The 24,719-nt window shown below is 67.2% G+C and carries 20 protein-coding genes and 1 pseudogene; 5 read left to right on the forward strand and 16 right to left on the reverse strand.

Translation table 11 applies throughout. The features are described from left to right. Positions 1-24: 24 nt before the first annotated feature. The 4 genes from JX552_RS12805 to JX552_RS12820 form a co-directional block, all read right to left on the reverse strand. Entirely contained in the window at positions 25-513 is a 489-nt protein-coding gene (locus JX552_RS12805; RefSeq protein ID WP_241011019.1) for a hypothetical protein, read from the reverse strand. 297 nt (positions 514-810) lie between these two features. Next, entirely contained in the window at positions 811-1,896 is a 1,086-nt protein-coding gene (locus JX552_RS12810; RefSeq protein WP_205876017.1) for an IS630 family transposase, read from the reverse strand. 42 nt (positions 1,897-1,938) lie between these two features. Then, the gene (gene secG, locus JX552_RS12815) at positions 1,939-2,172 is read right to left on the reverse strand and encodes a preprotein translocase subunit SecG (RefSeq protein WP_205877752.1); all 234 of its coding nucleotides are present in this window, start codon (positions 2,170-2,172) and stop codon (positions 1,939-1,941) included. Between the two features lie 53 nt (positions 2,173-2,225). Continuing rightward, a complete protein-coding gene (locus JX552_RS12820) occupies positions 2,226-3,236 on the reverse strand; it encodes a S1C family serine protease (RefSeq protein ID WP_241011020.1) in 1,011 nt (336 codons plus the stop codon). A gap of 158 nt (positions 3,237-3,394) precedes the next feature. Here JX552_RS12820 and ppc point away from each other — a divergent pair, with 158 nt between their 5' ends. Together ppc and JX552_RS12830 are read left to right on the forward strand one after the other, a co-directional pair. Further along, positions 3,395-6,202 (forward strand): phosphoenolpyruvate carboxylase, encoded by a 2,808-nt coding sequence (gene ppc, locus JX552_RS12825; protein WP_205877754.1) that lies wholly within the window; start codon positions 3,395-3,397, stop codon positions 6,200-6,202. A 30-nt stretch (positions 6,203-6,232) separates the two neighbouring features. Continuing rightward, entirely contained in the window at positions 6,233-7,042 is an 810-nt protein-coding gene (locus tag JX552_RS12830; protein WP_205877755.1) for a DUF1206 domain-containing protein, read from the forward strand. Here JX552_RS12830 and JX552_RS12835 read toward each other — a convergent pair. The 8 genes from JX552_RS12835 to tkt all read right to left on the reverse strand — a co-directional run bounded on the left by JX552_RS12835 (position 7,028) and on the right by tkt (position 16,188). After that, a complete protein-coding gene (locus JX552_RS12835; RefSeq protein ID WP_205877756.1) occupies positions 7,028-7,840 on the reverse strand; it encodes a PIG-L deacetylase family protein in 813 nt (270 codons plus the stop codon). The genes JX552_RS12830 and JX552_RS12835 overlap by 15 nt on opposite strands. 3 nt (positions 7,841-7,843) lie before the next feature. Beyond that, the gene (locus JX552_RS12840; RefSeq protein WP_205877757.1) at positions 7,844-9,139 is read right to left on the reverse strand and encodes a cytochrome P450; all 1,296 of its coding nucleotides are present in this window, start codon (positions 9,137-9,139) and stop codon (positions 7,844-7,846) included. 4 nt (positions 9,140-9,143) lie between these two features. Beyond that, a complete protein-coding gene (locus tag JX552_RS12845) occupies positions 9,144-9,545 on the reverse strand; it encodes an ATPase (protein WP_205877758.1) in 402 nt (133 codons plus the stop codon). 51 nt (positions 9,546-9,596) lie between these two features. Then, positions 9,597-10,334 carry a 6-phosphogluconolactonase gene (gene pgl, locus JX552_RS12850; RefSeq protein ID WP_205877759.1) on the reverse strand — a complete coding sequence of 246 codons (738 nt, stop codon included), beginning with the start codon at positions 10,332-10,334 and terminating at the stop codon, positions 9,597-9,599. Continuing rightward, the gene (gene opcA, locus JX552_RS12855) at positions 10,331-11,242 is read right to left on the reverse strand and encodes a glucose-6-phosphate dehydrogenase assembly protein OpcA (protein ID WP_205877760.1); all 912 of its coding nucleotides are present in this window, start codon (positions 11,240-11,242) and stop codon (positions 10,331-10,333) included. Before opcA ends, pgl begins: the two co-directional genes overlap by 4 nt. A gap of 125 nt (positions 11,243-11,367) precedes the next feature. Further along, positions 11,368-12,909, reverse strand: a complete 1,542-nt coding sequence (gene zwf / locus JX552_RS12860; RefSeq protein ID WP_205877761.1) for a glucose-6-phosphate dehydrogenase — start codon at positions 12,907-12,909, stop codon at positions 11,368-11,370. A 52-nt stretch (positions 12,910-12,961) separates the two neighbouring features. Then, entirely contained in the window at positions 12,962-14,080 is a 1,119-nt protein-coding gene (tal, locus tag JX552_RS12865) for a transaldolase (RefSeq protein ID WP_205877762.1), read from the reverse strand. Positions 14,081-14,094: 14 nt separating this feature from the next. After that, positions 14,095-16,188 (reverse strand): transketolase, encoded by a 2,094-nt coding sequence (tkt, locus tag JX552_RS12870; RefSeq protein ID WP_205877763.1) that lies wholly within the window; start codon positions 16,186-16,188, stop codon positions 14,095-14,097. Positions 16,189-16,458: 270 nt separating this feature from the next. On the opposite strand from tkt, the gene JX552_RS12875 reads away from it, so the two are divergent. Then, complete coding sequence (locus JX552_RS12875; protein WP_205877764.1) at positions 16,459-17,394, forward strand: heme o synthase; 936 nt, start codon at positions 16,459-16,461, stop codon at positions 17,392-17,394. Between the two features lie 373 nt (positions 17,395-17,767). Further along, complete coding sequence (locus JX552_RS12880) at positions 17,768-19,300, forward strand: PPE family protein (RefSeq protein ID WP_205877765.1); 1,533 nt, start codon at positions 17,768-17,770, stop codon at positions 19,298-19,300. A gap of 181 nt (positions 19,301-19,481) precedes the next feature. Here the strand turns inward: JX552_RS12880 and JX552_RS12885 are convergent. Together JX552_RS12885 and JX552_RS12890 are read right to left on the reverse strand one after the other, a co-directional pair. Further along, positions 19,482-20,986: pseudogene (locus tag JX552_RS12885) on the reverse strand (PE family protein); the annotation flags it as partial. A 122-nt stretch (positions 20,987-21,108) separates the two neighbouring features. Then, positions 21,109-22,086 carry a quinone oxidoreductase family protein gene (locus tag JX552_RS12890; RefSeq protein ID WP_205877766.1) on the reverse strand — a complete coding sequence of 326 codons (978 nt, stop codon included), beginning with the start codon at positions 22,084-22,086 and terminating at the stop codon, positions 21,109-21,111. A gap of 19 nt (positions 22,087-22,105) precedes the next feature. Here JX552_RS12890 and JX552_RS12895 point away from each other — a divergent pair, with 19 nt between their 5' ends. After that, entirely contained in the window at positions 22,106-22,924 is an 819-nt protein-coding gene (locus JX552_RS12895; protein ID WP_205877767.1) for an ATP-grasp domain-containing protein, read from the forward strand. Here the strand turns inward: JX552_RS12895 and JX552_RS12900 are convergent. Next, entirely contained in the window at positions 22,874-23,809 is a 936-nt protein-coding gene (locus JX552_RS12900) for a COX15/CtaA family protein (protein ID WP_205878404.1), read from the reverse strand. The genes JX552_RS12895 and JX552_RS12900 overlap by 51 nt on opposite strands. Before the next feature lie 145 nt (positions 23,810-23,954). Beyond that, entirely contained in the window at positions 23,955-24,665 is a 711-nt protein-coding gene (locus JX552_RS12905; protein ID WP_205878403.1) for an ABC transporter permease, read from the reverse strand. Positions 24,666-24,719: the final 54 nt, after the last annotated feature.

Below are 24,719 nucleotides of genomic sequence, written 5' to 3' on the forward strand. Positions count from 1 at the left end.
GCCGTGCGCACGCGTTGGCAATGATCAGGGCAAGACACCGACCATGCGCAACACGAGTAATAGCGGCATCAATATGAAGAAAAACGCGAATATCGCCGCGGTCGCGATGGTGGCGCCGACGTTATTGTATTTCTGCGGCGGCGGACCGAGCGAACCGAAGCCGTAAGCCCATATCGGCACTTTATATTCAAGTTCGACCAGGCGGCCGGCGGGGACGTCGACCTCGGTGTAAGCCGGGCCCATCTGTGGCGGCAACCAGTAGTCGACGTGCACTTCTACGCGATGCGGGCCGGGTCGTGTCGGGACCACATTGCGACCCCAGTGGGCAGGCGGGGCCGGATACCCATCGACCAGTATTGTCGGCTTGAACAGGGCCATCATGATCGCAGGGGGGAAGTAACGGGCGGTGACTGCGATGCCCTGGCCCGGTGAGGACGAACAACCAGGTTGATGCTGAAGCGCAGGTTGCTGTGGATTCCGGGCGTCGGGTCCCAGCTGCCAGGCATCACTCATGGCGGTCAACGATAATTCATCACTCGGGCATTCCAATAGGCCCACAGCCCAATCTGCGGCGTCGGTCAACGGGGTGATCGCGTGTGTGCTGAACCGCGAAAAATTGAATGCAATACGAACTCTGGGGCGCTCCGAGAATTTGGCGCTGCGGCACCAAAGTCCACTATCGTTGCCGACCTGAATTACCCGACTTGTTGGCCGCGTGCGAACACGACAGCGCCGATGTGAACGACAGCGAAACGTACCGCGCAGCGCTGGTGACGCCCGCAGCGGGCTCCCCACCGGCTCATGAGGCGTCTAGTGTCCTGAGTCATTAATTTGGGTGCAGTAGTTGCTGATGCTGGCCAGGATTTGGTCGGCGGTCTTGGTCCATACGTACGGCCTGGGGTTGTCGTTCCAGGTGTCGATCCAGGCGCGGATGTCGGCGTTGAGTTGACGGACCGAGGTGTGGGTGCCGCGGCGCAATTTTTTGGTGGTCAATTCGGCGAACCAGCGTTCGACGAGGTTGAGCCAGCTTGAGCTGGTCGGGGTGAAGTGCAGCACGAACCGGGGATGTGTTGTCAGCCAACGCTTTACCGCTGGGGTCTTGTGTGTTGAGGCGTTGTCGAGGATGACGTGGCAGTCCAGGTCGGCGGGCACTTCGTGGTCGATCTTTTTCAGGAAGGCTAGGAACTCCTGGGAGCGGTGTCGGGCGTGCAGGGAGCCGATGATCTTGCCGCTGGCCAGGTCCAGGGCCGCATACAGGCTCGACGTGCCGTAGCGCACGTAGTCGTGGCTGGCCCGCGCCGGCGTACCGGGCAGCATCGGAAACACCGGCTGCGTCCGGTTGAGCGCCTGGATCTGGGTTTTCTCATCGACGCAGAGCACCAGGGCACGCTCGGGCGGGTCCATGTAGAGCCCCACGATGTCGCGGACCTTCTCCACGAACAGCGGATCCTTAGACAGTTTCCACGAATCCTGCTTGTGCGGCGCCAATCCAAACGCGCGCCATACCCGCGAGACCATCGACTGGCTCAACCCGAGGTGGGTGGCCATCGACCGTGTCGACCAGTGCGTGGCATCGGCAGGGGTGGTCTCCAACGTCGCCGTGATCAACGCTTCGATCTGCCCATCGCCCACCATCCGAGGCCTCCCCGGCCGCGGCTCGTCGAGCAGCCCATCACAGCGCTGTTCAACAAAGCGGTTACGCCACCGCTGGACCGTTGTCCGTGAGATTCCCATCCGGGTAGCCATGTCGGAATTGGACTCACCGTCAGCGGCCGCCAACACAATTCGCGACCGTAACGCCAACCCCGCAGCACTAGTTCGACGCCGAGCCCAGCCCTCCAACTCGGCACGTTCAGCATCGGTCAACACGATCACGGCAGCCTGTGGCATGGGCACAACCCAGCTTAACAGCTGGACCGTAATTAATGACTCAAGACACTAGCGGTACTTGATCAGCAGGGCCACGCCGACGATGGACACCAACCAGATGCCGACGATGAATAGCGTCAACCGGTCCAGGTTCTTCTCCACGACCGTCGAACCGGAGAGGCTCGACTGCACACCGCCACCGAACAGCGTGGACAGGCCGCCACCCTTGGCGCGGTGCAGCAGCACCAGCAACACCACCAGCACGCTGGTGACCACCAGGGTGATCTGTAGAGCCAATTCCATAGCGGGCAGCCTACCGAACGTCGGCGAAAGACCTGCGACCGGCAAGCCGGGCGTCAGTTGGGCGGCCCGTCCGCCAGCGCCACCGGTACGGTCCGGCTGACTCGCTGACCGTCGAGATAGGTCACCGATACGGTGTCGTTGGGGCGGTGCCGATCGATGACATCGGTCAGCTCGGTCGCGTCGGCGATCTGTGTGCCGTCGACCGCGGTGATCACATCACCACTGCGCAGGCCCGCGGCCTCGGCGGGGGTGCCGCCCAGGACCCCGGCGACGGGAACGCCTCCTTGACCACCGCCGCTGGTCACCGCGACGCCCAGGATGCCGGTGGGTCCGACGTGCACCGAGCCGGCGGAATTGCCCGAGCGGATCGAGTCGGCGACGGACAGCGCGCGGTTGCTCGGGATGGCGAAGCCACCGGTGCTGGTCATCTGATAGGTCTCCGACGCGGCAGTGACGATGCCCACAACCCGGCCGCTACGATCCACCAACGGTCCGCCGGAATCGCCGGGGCGGACATTCGCGTCGAAATCGATGAGGTTGGAGAGCTGCTCACTACTGCCGGTGAGTTGATCGTTGGCGACGATGCTTTGGTTGAGCGCGCGGACGTTGCCCGACGCGGGGGTCAGTCCTCTGCCGTCGGCAAAGCCAACGGCCGTCACCGGATCGCCGACCCGCACACTCGACGAGTCGGCGGTGGGTGCGACGGGCAGGCCGCTGGCGCCGCGGAGCTGCAGCACGGCGATGTCGTTCTTGCGGTCGTACCCGAGCACGTCTGCCGGGTAACGCTGGCCGTTGCCGATGTTCGACACCGTGATGGTGGTGGCACCCCTGATCACGTGGTTGTTGGTCAGCACGACGCCGTCGGGGCTCAACACGATGCCGGTGCCGGTGCCGGTGGCTCGCGCACTCGGAATCTCGGTGTCGACGCGCACCACGCCCGGCTCGACCGGGGTCGTGTCCACCACGAGGTCCGGTGCCGATTTCGCACCGCCCAACAGCGACGACACGTCGGCCGACGCCTGCGGTGAAGTGCTGAGGCCCACGGTGCCCAGGATGAGAACCATGGCCAGCCGCCTTATCCAGACCAGGGCTGACTCCGGTGAACGACTCTTCGTTGCAAGCATCTGCCCCTTTACCCCGGCTCAAGGCGCTCAAACTCACCGGCGCGGCAGCAATGGTGCCCGGATGGCCGACTCGGGGATCGGCACCGATACTTGGACACATGGTTGACGTGACCGAAACCGCCCTGGAGCCGATCGGCGATGTCCATCGCACCAAGTTGGGGCGCGAAGCGACCGAGCCGATGCGCGCCGACATCCGGATGCTGGGCGCCATCCTCGGTGACACCGTGCGTGACCAGAACGGCGAAGAGGTCTTCGACATTGTCGAACGTGCGCGGGTGGAATCGTTCCGGGTGCGGCGCTCGGAGATCGACCGCAACGAGGTGTCCCGCATGTTCGACGGCATCGACATCCACCACGCCATTCCGGTGATCCGGGCATTCACCCACTTTGCGTTGCTGGCCAACGTCGCCGAGGACATCCACCGCGAGCGTCGCCGTGGCATCCACGTCGCCGCCGGCGAGCCACCCCAGGACAGCAGTCTGGCCGCCACCTACGCGAAACTCGACCGCGCAGAACTCGATTCGGCGACCGTTGCCAAAGCGCTCGAGGGGGCGCTGGTCGCTCCAGTGATCACTGCCCACCCCACCGAGACCAGGCGACGCACCGTCTTCGTCACCCAGCACCGGATCACCGAGCTGATGCGTCTGCATGCGGAGGGACACACCCAGACCGACAGCGGCCGCAGCATCGAAACCGAACTGCGCCGCCAGATTCTCACGCTGTGGCAGACCGCGATCATCCGGCTCTCCCGCCTGCAGATCTCCGACGAGATCGCCGCGGGCCTACGCTATTACCCCGCCTCGTTCTTCGAGGTGCTGCCCAAGGTCAACGCCGAAGTGCGGGAGGCGCTGCGCGCCCGCTGGCCCGACGCGGACCTGTTGGCCGGGCCGATGTTGCAGCCGGGTTCCTGGATCGGCGGCGACCGCGACGGCAATCCGAACGTCACCGCCGACGTGGTGCGGCTGGCCACCGGCAGCGCCGCCTACACCGCGCTGGCGCACTACCTCGCCGAACTCGACCAGCTCGAGCAAGAGCTGTCGATGTCGTCGCGGCTGCTCAGGGTGACCCCGCAGCTCGCCGAACTGGCCGAAGGGTGCCAGGACAAGGCCCGCGACGACGAGCCCTACCGGCGGGCGTTGCGGGTAATCCGATCCCGGCTGAGCGCGACCGCCGGGCAGATCCTCGACGAGCAACCACAGCACCTGCTGGACCTGGGCCTGCCGGCGTACACCACGCCCGGTGAGCTGTGCGCCGACCTCGACACGATCGACGCCTCGCTGCGCACCCACGGCAGCGCGGTGCTGGCCGACGACCGACTGGCGCTACTGCGAGAAGGAGTGCACGTCTTCGGTTTTCACCTGTCCGCGTTGGATCTTCGGCAGAACTCCGACGTGCACGAGGAGGTGGTAGCCGAATTGCTGGCGTGGTCCGGGGTGCATCCCGACTACGCATCGCTGCCCGAAGACGAACGCGTCGAGCTGCTGGTGACCGAGCTCAGCACCCGCCGCCCCCTGGTGAGCACCCGGGCAAAGCTGTCCGAGCTGGCGCGCAAAGAGCTCGACATCATCGGCGCCGCCACCTACGCCGTCCAAACCTATGGTCCCGCGGCGGTTCCCAACTACGTGATTTCGATGTGCCGCTCGGTGTCGGACGTGCTCGAAGCGGCGATCCTGATGAAAGAGGCCGGGCTGCTGGACGCCTCGGGAGAGGAACCCTACTGTCCGGTCGGGATTTCGCCGCTGTTCGAGACGATCGATGACCTGCACAACGGTGCGGCGATCCTGCAGGCGATGCTGGACCTTCCGCTCTACCGCGCTATGGTGGCCGCCCGCGGTGACATGCAGGAAGTGATGCTGGGGTACTCCGATTCGAATAAGGACGGCGGCTATATGGCCGCCAACTGGGCGGTCTATCGCGCCGAGCTGGCTCTGGTCGAGGCCGCGCGCAACGGCGGAATCCGGTTGCGGCTGTTCCACGGTCGCGGCGGCACGGTGGGCCGCGGCGGTGGCCCCAGCTACCAGGCCATCCTCGCTCAGCCGCCGGGGGCGGTGAATGGATCGCTGCGCCTCACCGAGCAGGGCGAGGTGATCGCCGCCAAGTACGCCGAACCGCAGACCGCTCGACGCAACCTGGAAAGCCTGTTGGCCGCGACGCTGGAGTCGACGCTGCTCGACGTCGAGGGTCTCGGTGACGCGGCCGAGCCGGCCTACGCCGTGCTCGACGAGATCGCCACCCTCGCGCAGCGCGCCTACGCCGAATTGGTTCATGAGACACCGGGTTTCGTCGAGTACTTCATGGCATCGACGCCGGTCAGCGAGATCGGGTCGCTCAACATCGGCAGCCGTCCCACCTCCCGTAAGCCCACTTCGTCGATTTCGGATCTGCGGGCCATCCCGTGGGTGCTGGCGTGGAGTCAATCGCGGGTGATGCTGCCGGGCTGGTACGGCACCGGTTCGGCATTCGAGCAGTGGATCGCCGCGGGCCCGGAGAGTGAAGAGGACCGGCTCGGGGTGCTACACGAGCTCTACCAGCGCTGGCCGTTCTTCCGCAGTGTGTTGTCCAACATGGCGCAGGTGCTGGCCAAGAGCGATCTGGGGCTGGCGGCCCGCTATGCCGAGCTGGTCGACGACGAAGCCTTGCGCAGCAGGGTCTTTGACAAGATCGTCGACGAACACCACCGCACCATCGCGATGTACAAGCGCATCACCGGCGAGGAGGACCTGCTGGCGGACAACCCGGCACTGGCGCGCTCGGTGTTCAACCGCTTCCCCTACCTGGAGCCGTTGAACCACCTGCAGGTGGAGCTGCTGCGCCGGTACCGCTCGGGTGAGGACGACGAGCTGATGCAGCGCGGGATCCTGTTGACGATGAACGGACTCGCCAGCGCGTTACGCAACAGCGGATAACGGGCAACCCCTTCAGGCGAAGGGAGTCCGATGACCGACAACACTCGTCCGGCCACCGCGGCACGGGTGGCCCAGAACGGCGTCTTCGAGAAGCTCGCACGCGCCGGGTTCGTGGTGAGCGGGGTCTTGCATCTGCTGATCGGGTACCTCGCCATACGCGTTGCGCTCGGCGACGGTGGCACCGCTGACCAGTCGGGTGCCCTGGCGGCTTTGGCGGCGCGTCCCGGCGGTAAGTTCGCTCTCTGGCTCGCCGCTGCCGCGCTGCTGACACTCGGGCTGTGGAGGCTCACCGAAACGGTGCTCGGCCGGGCCTGTGAGCGCGACTCGCAGGACGAACCGGGCGGCATGCAGCGGGCCAAGACCTTCGGCGTGGCCATGGTCTACCTGGGATTCGCGTACTCAGCCTTCGGATTCGCTCATGGTGCCGGGGAATCCTCGGGTGAGCAGAGTTCGACCATGAGCGCCCGCCTGCTGCAGAGCACCGCCGGCACCCTCGCGCTCATTGCCGCCGGAGTGGGTGTCGTCGCGGTGGGCGGATACCACGTCTACAAGGGAGCCGGCCGCAAGTTCGTCGACGATCTCAACGGCGACGCCGGCACGCTGGTACGCCGCATCGGGATCGCGGGTTACGTCGGTAAAGGGCTGGTCATCGCCACCGCGGGTGTGTTGGTGGTGGTCGCCGCCTCGCGATCGGAGCCGAATAGGGCCACCGGACTCGACGGGGCTCTCAAGACCCTGGGCGCCCAGCCCTTTGGAGTAGTGCTGCTGATCGCCGCCGGCGCGGGGATCATCACCTACGGCCTGTACAGCTTTGTCCTGGCCCGGTCAACCAAGATGTGAAGGCGCCGGCCCGCCGGAGTTGCCGTTGTCGAAGATGTTGTCGCGCAACGGTCCGGGCGTGGCCGCGGGATCGACAAACCATTCGTGCCGGAAAATGGCGCCCAAGATAGGGGACGGCACTCGCAACAGCGCCCCGTAGACACGAGCCGCAAAGCCGGTGCCCAGCTGTGAGCGATGGGCGGCGACCGCATCCCGCTTCTGCCCTACAAACGTGCGGACGTCGACGCGATGCGTGATGCTGGCCGCCGGCGCGTAGGCGTCGCCGAGCACATCCGGGTCGTAAGGCGAGGGAAGGCGCAGCAGAGTGCACAGGTCGCTGATCCGGCGCAGCAGTTCGCGGGGCATGGTCGCTTCGAGAACTCTTGGCGTGCCGGCCAATTCGGCGGCCCGTTTGCCGACATGATGTACCTGCACATGGTCGCGGTGTCCGTACCCGCCGTTGGCCTGGTAGCTGAGCAGCAACTGTGCGTCCTCGGACCGAAGTATCGCGGCGAGGCGCTGCGCGGCCTCCTCGACGTCCGCACGGCCGAAACGCACCCGGCCCGGCGGGTCCGGATAGAAGTCGGGACCGTATCCGCTGTCGGCGTAGCCCAGGCACTCGGTTCGGTGGGCACCGAGTATGCCTGTGCTCGTGAGCAATTCGTCCAGCCGGGTGCGGTCGTCGCCGCTGTCCATCCGTCCGTCGGTGGCCGTGACGACTATCACCCGATGACCGGCCGCCGCCGCTTTGGCCAGCGTGCCTCCGGTCAGGATGACTTCGTCGTCCGGGTGGGCGTGAAAGGCGACGACGGTGGACACGGCTTAGCGAACGGCCACGTAGTCGACCGGGCAGCGTCCCTCGGCCCGCGCCACTCCACCGATCTGCGCTGGAACGGGCCGCGGATGCGTGTCCCAGCCGGGGTTCAGTTCGTAACCGCGCAACAACTGCGTCATGGCTGCTGTCATAGCGGCCAGCGAGAAGGGTTGCGCCGGACACGAATGGCGGCCGTGACCGAAAGCCGTCACCAGCATCGGCGACGGCAGACCGGTGGGCTCGGTCAACCGGTGCCGGGTCCATCGGTCCGGATCCCACTCGGAAAGCCCAGGTCCTGCCGAGGCATTGAGCAACGGCAACAGCGTGGCGATAGTCCAGCCCGGCGGCACCCGGTAGGTGACCTCGCCGGTGTCGAGGTCCACCGGTGACAACACTGTTCGACTCATGATCGAGCGCTGTGCCAGGCGGGTGGACTCCAGCGCGCAACGCTGAGCGAATTCGTTGTCGTCATTGCGGATCCGCTCCTGGTGTGCCGGGCGTTCGATCAGGTCGACCAGCGCCCAGCCTAGCGCGGCCGCCAGGTTCGACATGGACGCGATGTGGATCAGAGCGACGTCGTGGGCGATGCCGCGCATGCGGGTCTCGGTGGATTCATCCGACCACGCGTCGACGATCCGGCCGAACAGACTGTGGGTATCGACCTCGCCGTGCGCGTAGCGTTGCGCCGCGGCCGCCACGATCTCGCTGATCTGGTCCAGCGCGGCCCGCTCGGCGCGCTTGTCCGAGGCGGCCACCGCAGCCATCCGGTCGGGATGGACGAACGCGTCCGAGCCGTCCAAGGTGTCGAAGGCCTCGACCAGACGCTCGAAGGCGGCACCGTCGGAGCAACCTGGCCCGGCCCACGAGGCCAGCCCCATCCGGTGGCCGAGCCGGCGGGTGAGGTCGAAGACATCCACCGAACCGGACGAACCCAGTTCCGTGGCAGTCTGCCGCAACGCCCGGTCCAGATTCGTCAGGTAGCCGGCGACGTCGTCGCGACGAAACAGGTTGCCGGGCAAGGTGCGACGCCCGGCGAAGATCTCGTCGGGCAGTTTGCGCCGCAACATCAGGAAGTCGGCAACCCCCTTGCTGGCCTGCTCTTCCGGCAGGGCGTAGAACGACTCGACACCGGCGGGGGAGAAGGTGAACAGATACCGGTCCCCGCCACTTTTCAGGGCGAACGTGTCGCCGCAGCGATCGCGGGCAGCAGCGATGGCAGCGACCGCGTCTTCGACGGCCTCATCCCACGGCAGGCCGGTTGCTTCCGCGTACGGCGGGGCGGGAATGGGGTTGGCGCGCGTCACGGAGTCAGCGCACGCCCCGGTTTCGGAGTCTGTCCATCACCCCGCGCATCACGTGTTCGGTGGCATTGATCGGCATCATCATCGTCTCGCCCCAGCTCACGATGTTGTCCATCCGTTCCAGGATGGCCTCCACCGGTTGCAGCACCGCGAGCAGGCGCTTGGCGAGATCGTCGAGGCTGGACAGGGTTCCATCCAGATGGTCCAGGCCGGTCTCCAGACGTGTGACGGTGCTGTTGAGCGCCGACAGCGACCTGTTCAGCTCAACCAGGGAAGCGCCGAGCCCGTCCAGGACGTCCTCCACCTGCTCTACCGTCTTGTCGGCATTCAATGCCGCCTGGGTGAGCGTCTTCATTCTTTGCCGAGCCGGGGTGGGGCGGTCGCCGCTTCTGTCTGCCATGAAGGTCATTATTACCCGCTCGACACCGGCGGATACAGACCTCTCAGAGTCTGCGCGACCTCAACGGGACAGTTTGCCCGCGGCGCCCTCATCGAGCAGCCACCGGGTGATCTCGCGCCCGACCGCTCCGGCGGCGGGCAACGACACCGGATCGGCACCACCGATGGCCGCCGCCACCGCGTCGGCCTTGCCCTCGCCCGACACCAGCAGCCACACCTCGCGGGAACGCTGAACGGCCGGCAATGTCAACGTGATTCGCTGCGGCGGTGGCTTGGGGGAGTCCGCCACCGCGACCACCATGCGGCCGGTCTCGCGCACCGCGGGGGTGTGCGGGAACAGCGAGTTGATGTGCCCTTCGGGTCCCATGCCCAGCAGATGGACGTCGAAACTCGGCGCCGGCTCACCGGGCGCGGCATAGGCCGCCAGGATCTGCTCGTACGCCAGGGCCGCGGCCTCGAGATCGGTGCCGAAATCGCCGTCGCTGGCCGCCATCGGGTGCACCTGGCTGGCGGGAATGTCGATGCGATCGAGCAGCGCCTCGCGGGTCTGCTTCTCGTTGCGTTCCCCGTCGTCTTCCGGGACGTAGCGTTCGTCGCCCCAGAACAGGTGCACCGCAGACCAGTCGACCGGGTGTGACGCCAGTTCGCGCAGCAGTGCGACGCCGTTACCGCCGCCGGTCAACGCGATCAGCGCTTGTCCCCGCGCCGCCGCTGCGGCCGCAATGGTTTCCACCAGTCGCTGGGCCGCGGCGCGTGCGAGACCCTCTGTGGTGGGAAATACCTCGATATCGATGTTCATTGGTACTGCACTTTCTTGATGCCCTCGAGCGCGGCGTGGTAAATCTCGTCGGCATCCAGTCGACGCAGGTCCTCGGCCAGGCATTCACCGGTTACCCTGCGTGCCAACGGAACCAGTGCTTCTGGCTTGGCCGTTCGGCTCAGTTTTGCCGTGGTTCCGTCCTGCGGCCGGCTGAGCACGATGGTCTCGCTCTTGCGTACCAGCTCCACCGTGAGCTCGCCGACCTCTCGCCGGACCGGGCCGTCGATCCGGCTGGCCAGCCAGCCCGCCAGGATGTCCAATGCGGGTTCTGTCTCCAGGCCGCTGATGCGAGCCGATTCGATCGGCTCGTGCGGTGGCAGGTCGACGGCCGAGGTCAGCAACGCCCGCCAGTAGGTGATGCGGCTCCAGGCGAGGTCGGTGTCGCCGGCCGTGTAGCCGGGCAACCGGCTCTTGATCGCGGCCAACGGGTCGACGGCATTGGTGGCATCGGTGATGCGCCGAATTGCCAACTTGCCCAACGGATCCTGGGCGGGCACCGCCGGAGCATTGTCGGGCCACCAGGCCACCACCGGGATGTCGGGCAGCAGGAAGGGGATGACGACGCTGGCGGCGTGTCCGGACAGGGGACCGGAAAGACGGAGCACCACCACCTCCCCGGCGCCCGCGTCACCGCCCACGCGGATCTGCGCGTCCAGACGGGGTTCGTCGGCATAGGCGTTGCCGCGCATCGTCACGATGATGCGGCTGGGATGCTCGTGGCTGGCGTCGTTGGCCGCCTGGATGGAATCCTCCACCACGGCTTCGCTGTCCGGCGCGATGATCAGCGTCAGCACCCGGCCCATGGTGACGACGCCTGCCATCTCGCGCATTTCGTCGAGCTTCTTGTTGACCGCAGTGGTCGTGGTGTCAGGCAGTTCGACGATCACGTACGCCGCTCCTCCTCACTGCTGCCCCGCGAGCGGGCGGGCCCTCCCCTTGGTGGGGTGCGTGCCCCACCGCTTCGTCGCCGGCGCGAAACACTACGCCCTCACTGCTTGGTCGTTGGCGGGACTCATGGGCGCCGCCATTCCCGGCCGCTGCGGCGCAGCATCTCGAACGCCGATTCCGGCCCCCACGTGCCCGCCTCGTACGGATCCGGTTTGCCGTGCGACGCCCAATTATTTAAGGCCGGATCCAATATCTCCCAAGCCAATTCGACTTCGTCGTTCACCGGAAACAGCGACGGTTCACCCAGCAGCACGTCCAGGATCAGCCGCTCGTAGGCTTCCGGTGACTCCTCGGCGAACGCCGAGCCGTAGGAGAAGTCCATGTTGACGTCGCGGACTTCCATCGCGGTGCCAGGCACTTTCGAACCGAACCGCAAGGTGATGCCCTCGTCGGGCTGCACCCGGATGACCATGGCATTGGTGCCGAGCTCGTCGGTCATGGTTGCGTCGAACGGCAGATGCGGTGCCCGCTTGAAGACAAGCGCGATCTCGGTAACCCTGCGGCCCAACCGCTTTCCGGTCCGCAGATAGAACGGCACGCCGGCCCAGCGCCGCGTGTCGACCTCGAGGGTGATCGCGGCGAACGTCTCGGTTACCGAGTCCTTGGCGAAGCCCTCTTCGTCGAGCAGTCCCACCACCTTGTCGCCGCCCTGCCAACCGGCGGTGTACTGGCCCCGGCTGGTGGTCTCGTCGAGCGGCTGCGCGAGCTGCGTCGCCGAGAGGACCTTGATCTTCTCCGTCTGCAACGACTTCGGAGTGAAGCTGACCGGCTCCTCCATCGCGGTGAGCGCGAGTAGTTGCATGAGGTGGTTTTGGATTACGTCACGCGCTGCGCCGATGCCGTCGTAGTATCCGGCTCGCCCGCCGAGTCCGATGTCTTCGGCCATGGTGATCTGTACGTGGTCGACGTAGTGGGCATTCCAGATCGGGTCGAACAACTGGTTGGCGAAGCGCAGCGCCAGGATGTTCTGCACCGTCTCCTTGCCCAGATAGTGGTCGATGCGAAACACCGACTCCTCCGGGAAGACGGAGTTGACGGTCCGGTTGAGATCCTGCGCGCTCTTCAGATCGTGGCCGAACGGCTTTTCGATGACGACTCGGCTCCACCGATTGCCCTGCGGCCGCGCCAGTCCCGACTTTTCCAGCTGTTCGCAGACCACGGGGAACGACTTGGGCGGGATCGCCAGATAGAACGCGTGGTTTCCACCGGTGCCGCGCTCGGCGTCCAGCTTCTCCAGCGTTTCGGCGAGCCGGTTGAACGCGTCGTCGTCATCGAAAGCGCCTGGGACGAAACGGAAGCCCTCGGCCAGCCGGTCCCAGTTCTCCTGCCGGAACGGAGTCCGGCAGTGTTCCTTGACGGCGTCGTGTACCACCTGGCCGAAATCCTCGGTGTCCCAGTCCCGGCGCGCGAAACCCACCAACGAGAACGTCGGAGGCAGCAGTCCGCGGTTGGCCAGGTCATAGATGGCCGGCATCACTTTCTTGCGGGCCAGGTCACCGGTGACCCCGAAAATCACCATGCCGCAGGGGCCGGCGATTCGGGGTAGCCGCTTGTCCCGCTTGTCGCGCAGTGGGTTGTGCCACTGCGCTTCAGCGGCTGGGGTCATGAACGCCGCTCCTGCCTATCGCCGCGTTCTGCATCGTCGTCGCCGGCGCGACTCATTTGTCGGCGGAGTCGAGTTGCGCCTGAGTCTCCTCGATCAACTCGCTCCAGGATGCCTCGAACTTCTCGACTCCTTCGTTCTCCAGTGCCAGGAATACATCGGTCAGATCGATGCCGATCGCGTCCAGCTTGTCGAACACCGCTTGGGCCTCCGACGCGGTGCCGGTGATCGTGTCGCCGTGGATCGTGCCGTGATCGGCGACGGCGTCAATTGTCGCCTCCGGCATGGTGTTCACCGTGTTGGGAGCCACCAGCTCGGTGACGTAGAGCGTGTCGGAGTAGTCCGGGTTCTTGACGCCGGTGGACGCCCACAGCGGGCGCTGCACCCGGGCTCCGTCGGCCTGCAGCGCCTGGAATCGCTCGCCGCCCTCGAAGACTTCCTGGTAGGCCGCGTAGGCCAGCCGGGCGTTGGCGACCGCCGCCTGGCCGAGCAGCGCCCGCGCGTCGTCGGAGCCGATCTCGTCCAGACGCTTGTCAATCTCGGTGTCCACCCGGGAGACGAAAAACGATGCCACCGAATGGATCTTGGACAAGTCGTGGCCGGCCTGCTTCGCCTTCTCGAGCCCGTCGAGGTAAGCGTCCATCACGGCGCGGTAGCGCTCCACCGAGAAGATCAGCGTGACGTTGACCGAGATGCCTTCGGCCAGGGTGGTGGCGATGGCGGGAATGCCCTCTTCGGTGGCCGGGATTTTGATCAGCAGGTTCGGCCGGTCGACGATCTTCCACAGTTCCACGGCCTGCTGGGTGGTCTTGTCGGTGTCGTGGGCCACGCGAGGGTCGACCTCGATCGAGACCCGGCCGTCGACTCCGTCAGACGATTCCCACTGCGGCCGCAGCACGTCGCACGCGTTGCGGACGTCGTCGGTGGTGACGGTGCGGATGGTGGCGTCGACGTCAGCGCCGCGCTCGGCCAGCTCGGCGATCTGGTCGTCGTAGGTGTCGCTGTCGGCCAGCGCCTTCTGGAAGATCGACGGGTTGGTGGTCACCCCTACGACGCACTTGGTATCGATCACTTCCTGCAGGTTGCCCGATTTGATCCGGTCCCGGGACAAGTCGTCGAGCCACACGGATACCCCCGCAGCGCTGAGCGCGGCGAGGTTTGGGTTCTGGGTCATCTGATCACCTTTTCTCAGTTATCCAGTGCTTCTTCCGCAGCGGCAGCGACGGCTTCGGCGGTGAAGCCGTACTCGCGGAACAGCGTCTTGTAATCGGCGGATTCCCCGAAATGCTCGATCGACACGATCTTGCCGGTATCGCCGACCAGCTTGTGCCACGACTGCGCGACACCGGCCTCCACAGCCACCCGCGCCGAGACCGACGGAGGCAGCACGCTGTCGCGGTACTCGGAGGGTTGCGACTCGAACCACTCCACACACGGCATCGACACGACCCGCGCGAGAATGTCGCGCTCGGCCAACAACTTCTGGGCCTCGACGGCGAGCTGCACCTCGGAGCCGGTGCCGATCAGCACCACGTCGGGGTCGTCGTCGCCCTCGGGGCCGCCGAGCACGTAGCCGCCGCGCGCCACGCCGTCCAAATTCGTGCCTTCTAGTACCGGCACGTTCTGACGAGTGAGGATCAGGCCGACCGGACCGCTGCCGTTGCCCCGGGCCAGGACCGTGCGCCAGGCATACGCCGTCTCGTTCGCGTCGGCCGGGCGTACCACCGACAGATTCGGAATGGCCCGCAGCGCCGAGAGATGCTCGATCGGCTGGTGCGTCGGGCCGTCCTCGCCCAGGCCTACCGAGTCGTGGGTCCAGACGTAGATGGTGTCGATATCCATCAACGATGCCAGCCGCACTGCCGGACGCATGTAGTCGGAGAACTGCAGGAACGTGCCGCCGTAGGCCCGGGTGGGGCCGTGCAGCACGATCCCGGACAAGATGGCGCCCATCGCGTGCTCGCGGACGCCGAAGTGCAGCGTCCGGCCGTACCAGGACGCGGTGTAGTCCTTCGTTGAGATCGACGGTGGACCGAACGACTCGGCGCCCTTGATGGTCGTGTTGTTGCTGCCGGCCAGGTCGGCCGAACCGCCCCACAGTTCCGGCAATTTCGGGCCCACCGCATCGAGCACTTCATTGGACGCTTTGCGGGTGGCGACGGCGTCGTCGCCGGCTTCCCAGTGTGGGAGGTCGGCGTCCCAGCCCTCGGGCAGTTCCTCGGCGGTCAGGCGGTCCAGCAGCGCCTTGCGCTCGGGTTCACGCTGCGCCCACGCGTCGAAGTCGGCCTGCCACTTCTCGTGCGCTTCCTTGCCCCGGTCCACCAGCTTGCGGGTGTGCGCGATGACCTCGTCGCGCACCTCGAACGTCTTGTCGGGGTCGAAGCCGAGGATCTTCTTGGTGGCTGCCACCTCGTCGTCGCCGAGCGCGGCGCCATGGGCCTTGCCGGTGTTCATCAGGTTGGGGGCAGGGAAACCGATGATGGTGCGCAACGAGATGAACGACGGTCGGCCGGTTTCGGCCTTCGCGTTGGCGATCGCCTCCTCGATGCCGACGACGTTCTCGCCACCCTCCACTTCCTGGACGTGCCAGCCGTACGCGCGGTAGCGCGCGGCGGTGTCTTCACACAGGGCGATGTTCGTGTCGTCCTCGATGGAGATCTGGTTGCGGTCGTAGAACACGATCAGGTTGCCCAACTGCTGCACCCCGGCCAGCGACGACGCCTCGGACGTCACGCCTTCTTCGATGTCCCCGTCGGAGGCGATCACATAGATGTAGTGGTCGAACGGGCTGGTGCCGGGTTCGGCGTCCGGGTCGAACAGGCCGCGTTCGTAGCGCGCCGCCATTGCCATCCCGACGGCCGATGCCAATCCCTGACCGAGGGGGCCGGTGGTGATCTCGACGCCTTCGGTGTGCCGGAACTCCGGATGTCCGGGAGTCTTGGACTTCCAGGTGCGCAGTGCCTCAATGTCAGAGAGTTCGAGGCCGAAGCCACCCAGGTAGAGCTGGAGATAGAGGGTCAGGCTGCTGTGACCGGCCGATAAGACGAACCGGTCGCGGCCCAGCCAGTGGACATCACTGGGATCATGGCGCATCGCGCGCTGAAACAGCGTGTACGCCAGCGGAGCCAGGCTCATCGCGGTCCCGGGGTGACCGTTGCCGACTTTCTGAACGGCATCGGCGGCCAGCACCCGCACCGTGTCGACCGCAGCCGAATCGATCTCGGTCCAGTCGTCGGGGTGGTGCGGTCGGGTGAGCTCGGAGATCTCTTCAAGTGTGGTCATTCAGTCCTCAGTCCTGGGGTCATCAAACTGATCAATCCCACCCTAGTGCGGGATTGCTGGCGCATGCAGGCCCAGATTGCGGGTACCCGCGGCAGCCTGTGTGAAAATAGCGTGTCGTGGGTTGGTGGTCGCCACCAACGCCGCGGCGGGCGAATAGGTCGAAAATTTCGGGTAGATCGACCCTGCAGGGCTGTGGCCGTCTTGGCGCGGTCTACCATCATGCGTAGTAGAAGCTGCGCGCGGCTGCGATTTTTCCCGAGGAGTTAATGCGTGAGCGTTCGCGGCCGCCCAGACATTGAGGCGCCGGGCCGGACTTCAGGCCGGATCACCGGCACCCTCCTGGCATACCTGGCGTTGACCAAACCCCGGGTGATCGAGCTGCTGCTCGTCACCGCGATCCCAGCGATGCTGCTGGCCCACCGTGGCTCGGTGAATCCGCTGCTCATCCTCAACACGCTGGTCGGCGGCATGATGGCCGCCGCGGGCGCCAACACGCTCAACTGCGTGGCCGACGCCGACATCGACAAGGTGATGAAGCGCACCGCGCGGCGTCCGCTGGCGCGGGCCGCGGTGCCGACGCGCAACGCCCTGGTCTTCGGCCTGGCGTTGAGCGTGACGTCGTTCTGCTGGCTGTGGTGGACCACCAACCTGCTGTCGGGCCTGTTGGCGGTGGCCACCATCGCGTTCTATGTGTTCGTCTACACGCTGCTGCTTAAGCGACGCACGGCGCAGAACGTGGTGTGGGGCGGTGCGGCCGGGTGCATGCCGGTGATGATCGGCTGGTCGGCCGTCACCGGGACGATCGGCTGGCCGGCGCTGGCGATGTTCGCGGTCATCTTCTTCTGGACTCCGCCGCACACCTGGGCACTGGCGATGCGGTACAAGGAGGATTACAAAGTCGCCGGCGTGCCGATGCTGCCGGCGGTGGCGACCGAGCGTCAGGTGACCAAGCAGATCGTGATCTACACCTGGCTGACGGTGCTGGCGACTTTAGTGCTGGCATTGGCGGCCGGTTGGCTCTATGCCGCGGTGGCCGTGGTGGCCGGGGTGTGGTTCCTGGCGATGGCTCACCAGTTGTATGCAGGAGTGCGGGCGGGTGAGCCGGTGAAGCCGCTGCGGCTGTTTTTGCAGTCGAACAACTATCTGGCGCTGGTGTTCTGCGCGCTGGCCGTGGACTCGGCGATCGCGCTGCCCACGCTGTTCTAGGTTCAGCCCACCTCCAGCGCGAGCGTGCGTCGCGGTACAGCGACACGCCGGTGGGGCCGTCATTTGGTGCACGCTCGGGGCTCGGCCGAACCATCCAGAACCATCACGATCCAAACCTCTGCTCCGCGGCGTCCCTGCTTCAACCCCCAGCAAATGCTTTCGTGCGCAACAGCTTTCGCGTACTTCCAGCCAGTCCTAGGCAAGCGCAAGTCGGCACTCCGCGCGGTCCCCATTTGCGGTACTCCCCGTCGCGATATCGGATCTTGTTGTACCCGAAACCGAGAGGAGTGTTCGGTATGACGTACTGCGTCGTTCCCACAGGGCCGTGCACCTCCTGTGCGGCTACCGGGGATCCGCTCGGCATCGGCTGACGATGACTGCTCCCATCTGGATGGCTTCGCCTCCAGAGGTGCATTCGGCGTTGCTGAGTAGCGGTCCGGGCCCGGCGGCGTTGCTGATCGCCGCCCAAGCGTGGGCGGCGTTGAGTGCCGAATACACCTCTGCCGCCGACGAGCTCGGCGCAGTCCTGGCTGCGGTCCAAGGCGGCGCCTGGCAGGGGCCGAGCGCCCAGCCCTACGTTGCCGCCCACCTGCCATGCCTGCAGTGGCTGACCGCGGTGAGCGCCAAGAGTGCCGCGACGGCTGCCCGGCACGAAGAGGTGGCGGCGGCCTACACCGCCGCACTGGCGGCCATGCCGACGCCGCTCGAGCTGGCGGGCAACCATGCCGCACACGCCGTGCTGGTCACCACCAACTTCTTCGGCGTCAATACCATTCCGATCGCGCTCAACGAGGCGGACTACGTCCGCATGTGGGTCCAGGCCGCCACCACCATGGCCACCTACCAGGCGGAGTCCGGCGCGTCGGTTGCCGCGACTGCGCCGACGGGCCCGGCGCCGCAGATACTCAACTCACCCGCTGCCGCGGTGTCGGACCCGATACAGCAAGTCCAACTGATCCCTCAGCAGCTATTCCAGTTCGCGCTGCGGCTCATCGGGATCAACTGGGATCCCGCCGCCGGCACCCTCAATGGAATCCCTTACGCCTCCTACACGGTGCCGGGTCAACCGGGTTACTGGGTTTCCCGGCTCTTCCTGTTCGTCCAGGACTTCCAGGGGCTTCAGGACTGGATCCAGCTTCTGCTGACCAATCCGGTGGCAGCCCTGCAGTCCCTCGCCGGCATCACTCCGGCACAGATCATCGTGTACCTGGTGGCTCATCCCGTGCTGGCTGCGGCCCTCGCCACGTCACCGCTGTGGTCGACGCTGGCCACGCTGCCTGCCGCAGCCGCCGGTCTGGCCGCGCTGGCGGCACTGGCCGCCATACCGGCCGCCGCGCCCGTGGTCGCGCCGGCGCTGGCGCCCGCCGCAGACGTGGCCACCGCGGTCCCGGCCGGTGTCTCCCCGACCCTTGCCGGGTCGGTGGCGCCGGCGCCGCCCACCGCCCCTGCGTCCACGGTGAGCACCATCAGCTCGGCGTCGCCATCCTCGCCACCGCCCGCGCCCGCCGGCCACGCTTTCCTGCCTTATGCGATCGGCGGCGGCCCGGGAGTCGGTTTCGGACCGGTGCATCGCAGCAACGCGAGCGCAAGTGTGCGTGCGAAAGCCGCGGAACCGGACAGCGCTGCCGTCGCCGCGGCCACCGCGGCCCGCCGAAAGGCGCGCAAGCGTCGGCAACGGGGCGATCCGCAGCGGGCGTACGCCGATGAATTCGCCGATCTTGCAAGCGATGAGGATTCACAATCGACGTATTCGTCACACGGCGTGGGCGCTCTGGGGTTCACCGGAACGGTGTCGCGCGAGGTTGCCCAGCCAGCTGGACTGATCACGCTGGCCGGCGACCCGTTCGGGGGCGGGCCGACGCTGCCGATGCTTCCCGTCACATGGGAGTCCGAACCGCCCGAGTAGTGAGGCAGGGGCACGGGCGAGGCGGCGGAGCTATTTCACAGCGTGGAGCAGGGACGCGGGCGGTGCGAGATGACACCCGGCGCTACGCCAGGCCAGGCGAACCATCCTTTCCTACCAACCGTCCACCGGCTCCACCGCGACCGATACTGCCCACGGCCACACCCGTCCCGGCGTTGCCGCCGTTGCCGCCATCGCCGATCAGCCAGGCGTCCCCGCCGGCACCGCCGCTGCCGCCGGTGGCAGCGGCCCCCGTCGCTGACGTCCCCCCACCGGCCCCGCCGTCACCGCCATTGCCGATGAGTCCACCCTTGCCGCCGGCCCCGCCGGACCCGCCATTTGCGGCTGTGCCCAGAGATGCCGCACCACCGGCACCGCCGGCGCCGCCGGTGCCGAAGATCAGGCCGGCGCTGCCCCCCGCTCCTCCGGTCCCGCCGTTGCTGTGGTCGCCGAACCCGCCGGTGCCGCCGCCCCCACCCTGACCGAAGAGCATGGCAGCGCGTCCGCCGGCGCCGCCTGCTCCACCACCGCCGATAAGTAACCCGGCGTTGCTGCCGGCTCCGCCGGACCCGCCTGCTCCACCGTCGCCAGCCAGCATGCCGGCATTCCCGCCGGCTCCTCCGGCACCGCCGCTGGCCGGGCTGTGGCCGCCGCTGCCGCCGGCACCGCCAGAACCGAGAAGCATGCCTCCCGCTCCACCGGTCCCGCCGTGCCCACCGGCCGAGTCACCGAACCCGGCGGTGCCCCCGGCACCGCCATCGCCTATCCAACCTGCGCGGCCCCCGGCGCCGCCCGCTCCGCCGGTGCCGCTGATGCTGCTGAGTCCGCCGGCTCCGCCGGCGCCACCGGATCCCAACAGGCCAGCGTCGCCTCCTGCCCCGCCCGCACCCGCCGTGCTGAACGGCCCGCTGGAACCGCCGACCCCGCCGTGTCCGCCATCGCCGACTAACAGGCCGCCGTTGCCGCCATTGCCGCCGACCCCACCCCGGTCCTGGCCCGACCCGCCGTTGCCGCCGGCGCCGCCGGGACCGAACAGGCCTCCCGCGCCCCCGGCGCCCCCGGCCCCGCCACCCGCCGGACCCGCTCCACCGTTGCCACCGTGCCCGCCCGCTCCAAACAACCCGCCGGCACCGCCGGCCCCACCTGCACCACCCACTCCGGCGGCCAAGTCTCCGCCGGCGCCGCCTGCGCCTCCGGTACCGAGGAGACCGGCAGCTCCGCCCCGGCCGCCGGGCAATCCCGGTGCTCCCGATCCGCCGGCGCCACCGTTACCGATCAAGATCCCGCCAGGCCCGCCGTCAGCGCCCGATCCCGGAGCGCCGTTGACGCCGTTGCCGATCAGCGGACGTCCCAACAATCCGACGGTGCTTTCGTTCACTGCGTCAAGCGCCATCTGTAGCGGCGAAGCGCTGGCCGCTTCGGCGCTGCTGTATGCATGGGCGCCTGCGCTCAAGGCCCGCGCAAACTGGTCCTGGAACACTGCGGCTTGGGCGCTGAGCTGCTGATACGCATGGGCGTATTCGCTGAACTGCGCCGCAATGGTGCTGACACTTCGTCGGCGCCGGCCGCCAGCACCCTCATCGTCGGGATCGCCGCGGCTCCATTGGCGGAGCTGAGCGCCGCGCCGATATTCGTAAGATCGGTTGCAGCCGAACCGATTACGCTCGGCGTTGCGGTCATGAACGACATCACAACTCCCACTTTTGCCCAATCGATAGGAGGGAAGTGTAGAGCGTCCGAGGACCTCGCGCGGCCTCTTGCAATGCGTCAGCGATTTTCGTAAGCGGCACAACCACGTAGAGCCTGATTGTTCAGGGCATCAGCACGATCGAGCCGGTGGTCCTGCGGCCTTCGAGGTCGTTGTGGGCGCGCGCGGCTTCGGCCAGGGGATAGGTTCCGCCGACCTCGACCCGGACGGCCCCGCTGCCGATCACGTCGAACAGTTCTGCGGCCCGCCCGCTGAACTCCTCGCCGCTACGGATGAAGTGGGCCAGTGAGGGCCGGGTGAGGTACACCGACCCGGCGTAGTTGAGTTGTTGCGGATCTACCGGCGGAACCGGTCCGCTGGCCGCGCCGAACAGGGCCAGAGTCCCGCGCACGGCCAGACTGGCCAGGCTGGCGTCGAACGTGGTGGCGCCCACGCCGTCGTACACCGCTGCCACGCCGGCGCCGTCGGTGAGCCCGCGAATCTGTTGTCCGAACTGGTAGGCATCGGTGGGGTAGGGAAGTACTTCGGCGGCGCCCGCCTCCCGCGAGAGCCGCTCTTTCTCCGGCGTCGACACCGTCGTGATCACCCGCGCCCCCAAATGGGTCGCCCATTGCGTCAGGATCAGCCCGACGCCCCCGGCGCCGGCGTGCACCAGCACGCTGTCTCCACCTTGAACCGGATACACAGCCTTGACCAGATATTGCGCCGTCAGCCCTTTGAGCAGAGCCGAGGCGGCCACTTCCGAGCTGATGCCGTCGGGCACGCGTGCCGTCAAATATGCCGGCGCCGTGCATGATTCGGCATACGAACCGTTCGCCGAGGCGCTCACCACGCGGTCGCCGACATTGATGTCGCCCGCGGTGTCCGGCCCTAGCGCCACCACCGTCCCGCACACCTCGGAACCCAGTACGAACGGAAGCGGGCGCGGGTACTGCCCGGAGCGGAAGTAGGTGTCGATGAAGTTGACGCCGATGGCTTCGGAGCGGATCAGCAGCTCGCCGGGCCCCGGCTCGGGCTGGGAGATGTCGTTGTAGCGCAGGACTTCGGGGCCGCCGGTTTCGCTGACTTGGATCGCATGCATGCCGATATCATGCCCGGGCATGAAGTTAGCCCGACCGGACACCTTCCATCCGCGCATCGTGTTGGCCGGTGGTGCGCAGCGCGCCGCCGGTGACGACGCCGGGTTGGTGGCGGCACTGCGTGCTCGAGGGCTGCATGCCCGGTGGCTGGGATGGGACGACCCCCACGTCGTCGACGCACACCTGGTGATCCTGCGCGACGCCGGCGACTATTCCGCCCGACTCGACGAGTTCCTTGCCTGGACCACCCGCGTGCAGAACCTGCTGAACCCCCCACCGATCATCGCCTGGAACGTCGAGCGCCGCTACCTGGCGGAGCTGGCGCAGCGGGGGGTTCCGACCGTGCCGGGGGAGCTGTATGCGCCTGGGGATCCGCTGCGGCTGCCGTCCGACGGCCGTGTCTACGTCGGTGCCCCCGTCGGAACCGGCCTGCGGCGGTTCACCGACCGGTTGGATGCTCGGGACTACATCGAGGGCCGCCAGGAAAACGTGTTCGTACAAGAAACCGGTGACGAGCCGGAGACCGTCCTGGTTTTCCTCGGCGGCAAACCGTCGCACGCGTTCACCTGGCAGGACGGCGGCCTGCATCAAGGTGAGGCGGATTTCGACCTCTGGGATGTCGGCGCAGCCGCGGTAGCAGCTGCCCAGGGTGAATTGCTGTACGCGCGGGCACATCTGGCCGGACGCCGGCTGCTTGAACTGCAGCTGGTAGATCCGGCGCTGGGGTGGCTGCGGCTGGACGCCGAAACCCGCGGTCTAGCCCAGCGCGAATTCGCACTGGCCGTCGAGTCAGCCTTGGAGCGCCTCGGGTTGGGTCCGTTCTCGCATCGACGCCCATAGCGCCGCGGTGGCCGCGGTGCAGGCCGCGGCACCGGCAACGTGCAGCGCGACCAGCACGGCCGGGACCCCGGTGTAGTACTGGGCGGTTCCCACGCCGGCCTGGGCGACCACGACCGCGACCAGCACGCCCAGCCGCCGCAGCACCACGCGGCCGGCCTGCACCGCCCACAGCCCGAAGCCCAGGCCGATCAGTAGCGACAGATACGAGACCAGCAGCGACGAGTGCGCGTGCACCAGGGTGTTGATCTCGACCTTGAGCCGCGGCACCGTCCGGCTCGGGCTCTTGTCACCGGCGTGCGGCCCGGCGGCGGTCACCAGGGTGCCGGTGATTAGCACCGCGGCCAGGTTCATCGCGCTCAACGCCGTCAGCAACCGCATTGGCCTGGCGACCCGCTCGCGTACCTCGCCGTCGTCGGGTTCCCCAACTTTGACGAACAGCAGCACCGAGAGCCACACCATCGTCATCGACGCCAGCAGGTGAATCGCCACCGTCCACCACAGCAGTCCGGTGCGCACGGTGATGCCGCCGATAACGGCCTGCACAACGGTCGAGGCGGGCATGAGCCAGGCGTACACCAGCACCTCGCGGCGCCGGCGTGCCCGCGTCACCGCCAACACGGCCAGGGCCGCGGTGATGACCACCGCGAACGTGATCATCCGATTGCCGAACTCCACGGCCTGGTGGATGCGCGGTACCTCCGATACCGCTATCGGGGTGAAGCTGCCGGGGAAGCATTGCGGCCAGGTGGGGCATCCGAGCCCGGACGCGGTGACGCGCACGATGGCCCCGGTGACCGCGATGCCCCCTTGAGTCAGAATCACCGCCGCGGCGACGATGCGCTGGACGCGCAGGCTGGGGTTGGGGAGCAGGTCCACCAACCGCATCAGCGCTCGTCCGACGGCCACCGCCCGATCGTAACGACGACTACGTCACGTAGTAGAACTGGGCCTGGCTGGTCTTCAGCATTGGTTCTGCATCCCGGGCGCGGCCTCCTCGAGATTTTGCGACGTGGACGCAGACTCAGCGCTTTCACACAAACCGGAACCAGCGCCGCGCCGCCAGCGCTCCCGCCGCACCCCACACGGCGAGCACCGCTAGCCCGAACCAGTCCACCGACAAGCTCATGGCCTGCGACAGCGACTCCGTCAGTGCGCCCGACGGCGTCAACCGCGCTGCCCACTTCACGCCCGTCGGAATCATGCCCGTCTCCAGGGTCAGCGCACCGAACCCGGCGAGGGCGAACCACAACAGGTTGGCCAGCGCCAGCACGATCTCGGCGCGCAAGGTGCCGCCGAGCAACAGGCCCAGGGCCGCGAACCCCGCAGTGCCCAGCGCGATCACCGCGCCGCCCAGCGCCAGGGCCGCCACCGGCGGACGCCAGCCCAACGCAAAACCGATCAATCCCAGAACCAGTGACTGCAGGAAGACGGTGAACACCACCGCCAGCGCCTTGCCGGCGATGATTCCCCACACCGGCAGCGGCGTCGCCCCGAGCCGCTTCAATGCCCCGTAACGGCGATCGAACGCGACAGCGATGGCCTGCCCGGTGAACGCGGTGGAGATCACCGCCAGCGCCATGATCGCGGGGGTGAACACCGCGGCGCGATGCTCGCCGAACGAACCGAAAGGCAGCAGGGTCAGCCCGATCAACAGGGTGATTGGGATGAACATCGTCAACAACAACTGCTCACCGTTGCGCAGCAGCAGCTTGGCCTCCAGGCTGAACTGTGCGACCAGCATGCGCGAGACGGCACTGGGACGCGGGTCGGGGGTGAAGGTTCCGGCCGGGAAAAC

The sequence above is a fragment of the Mycobacterium gordonae genome (assembly GCF_017086405.1).
GTDB classification, from domain to species: Bacteria; Actinomycetota; Actinomycetes; order Mycobacteriales; family Mycobacteriaceae; genus Mycobacterium; species Mycobacterium gordonae_D.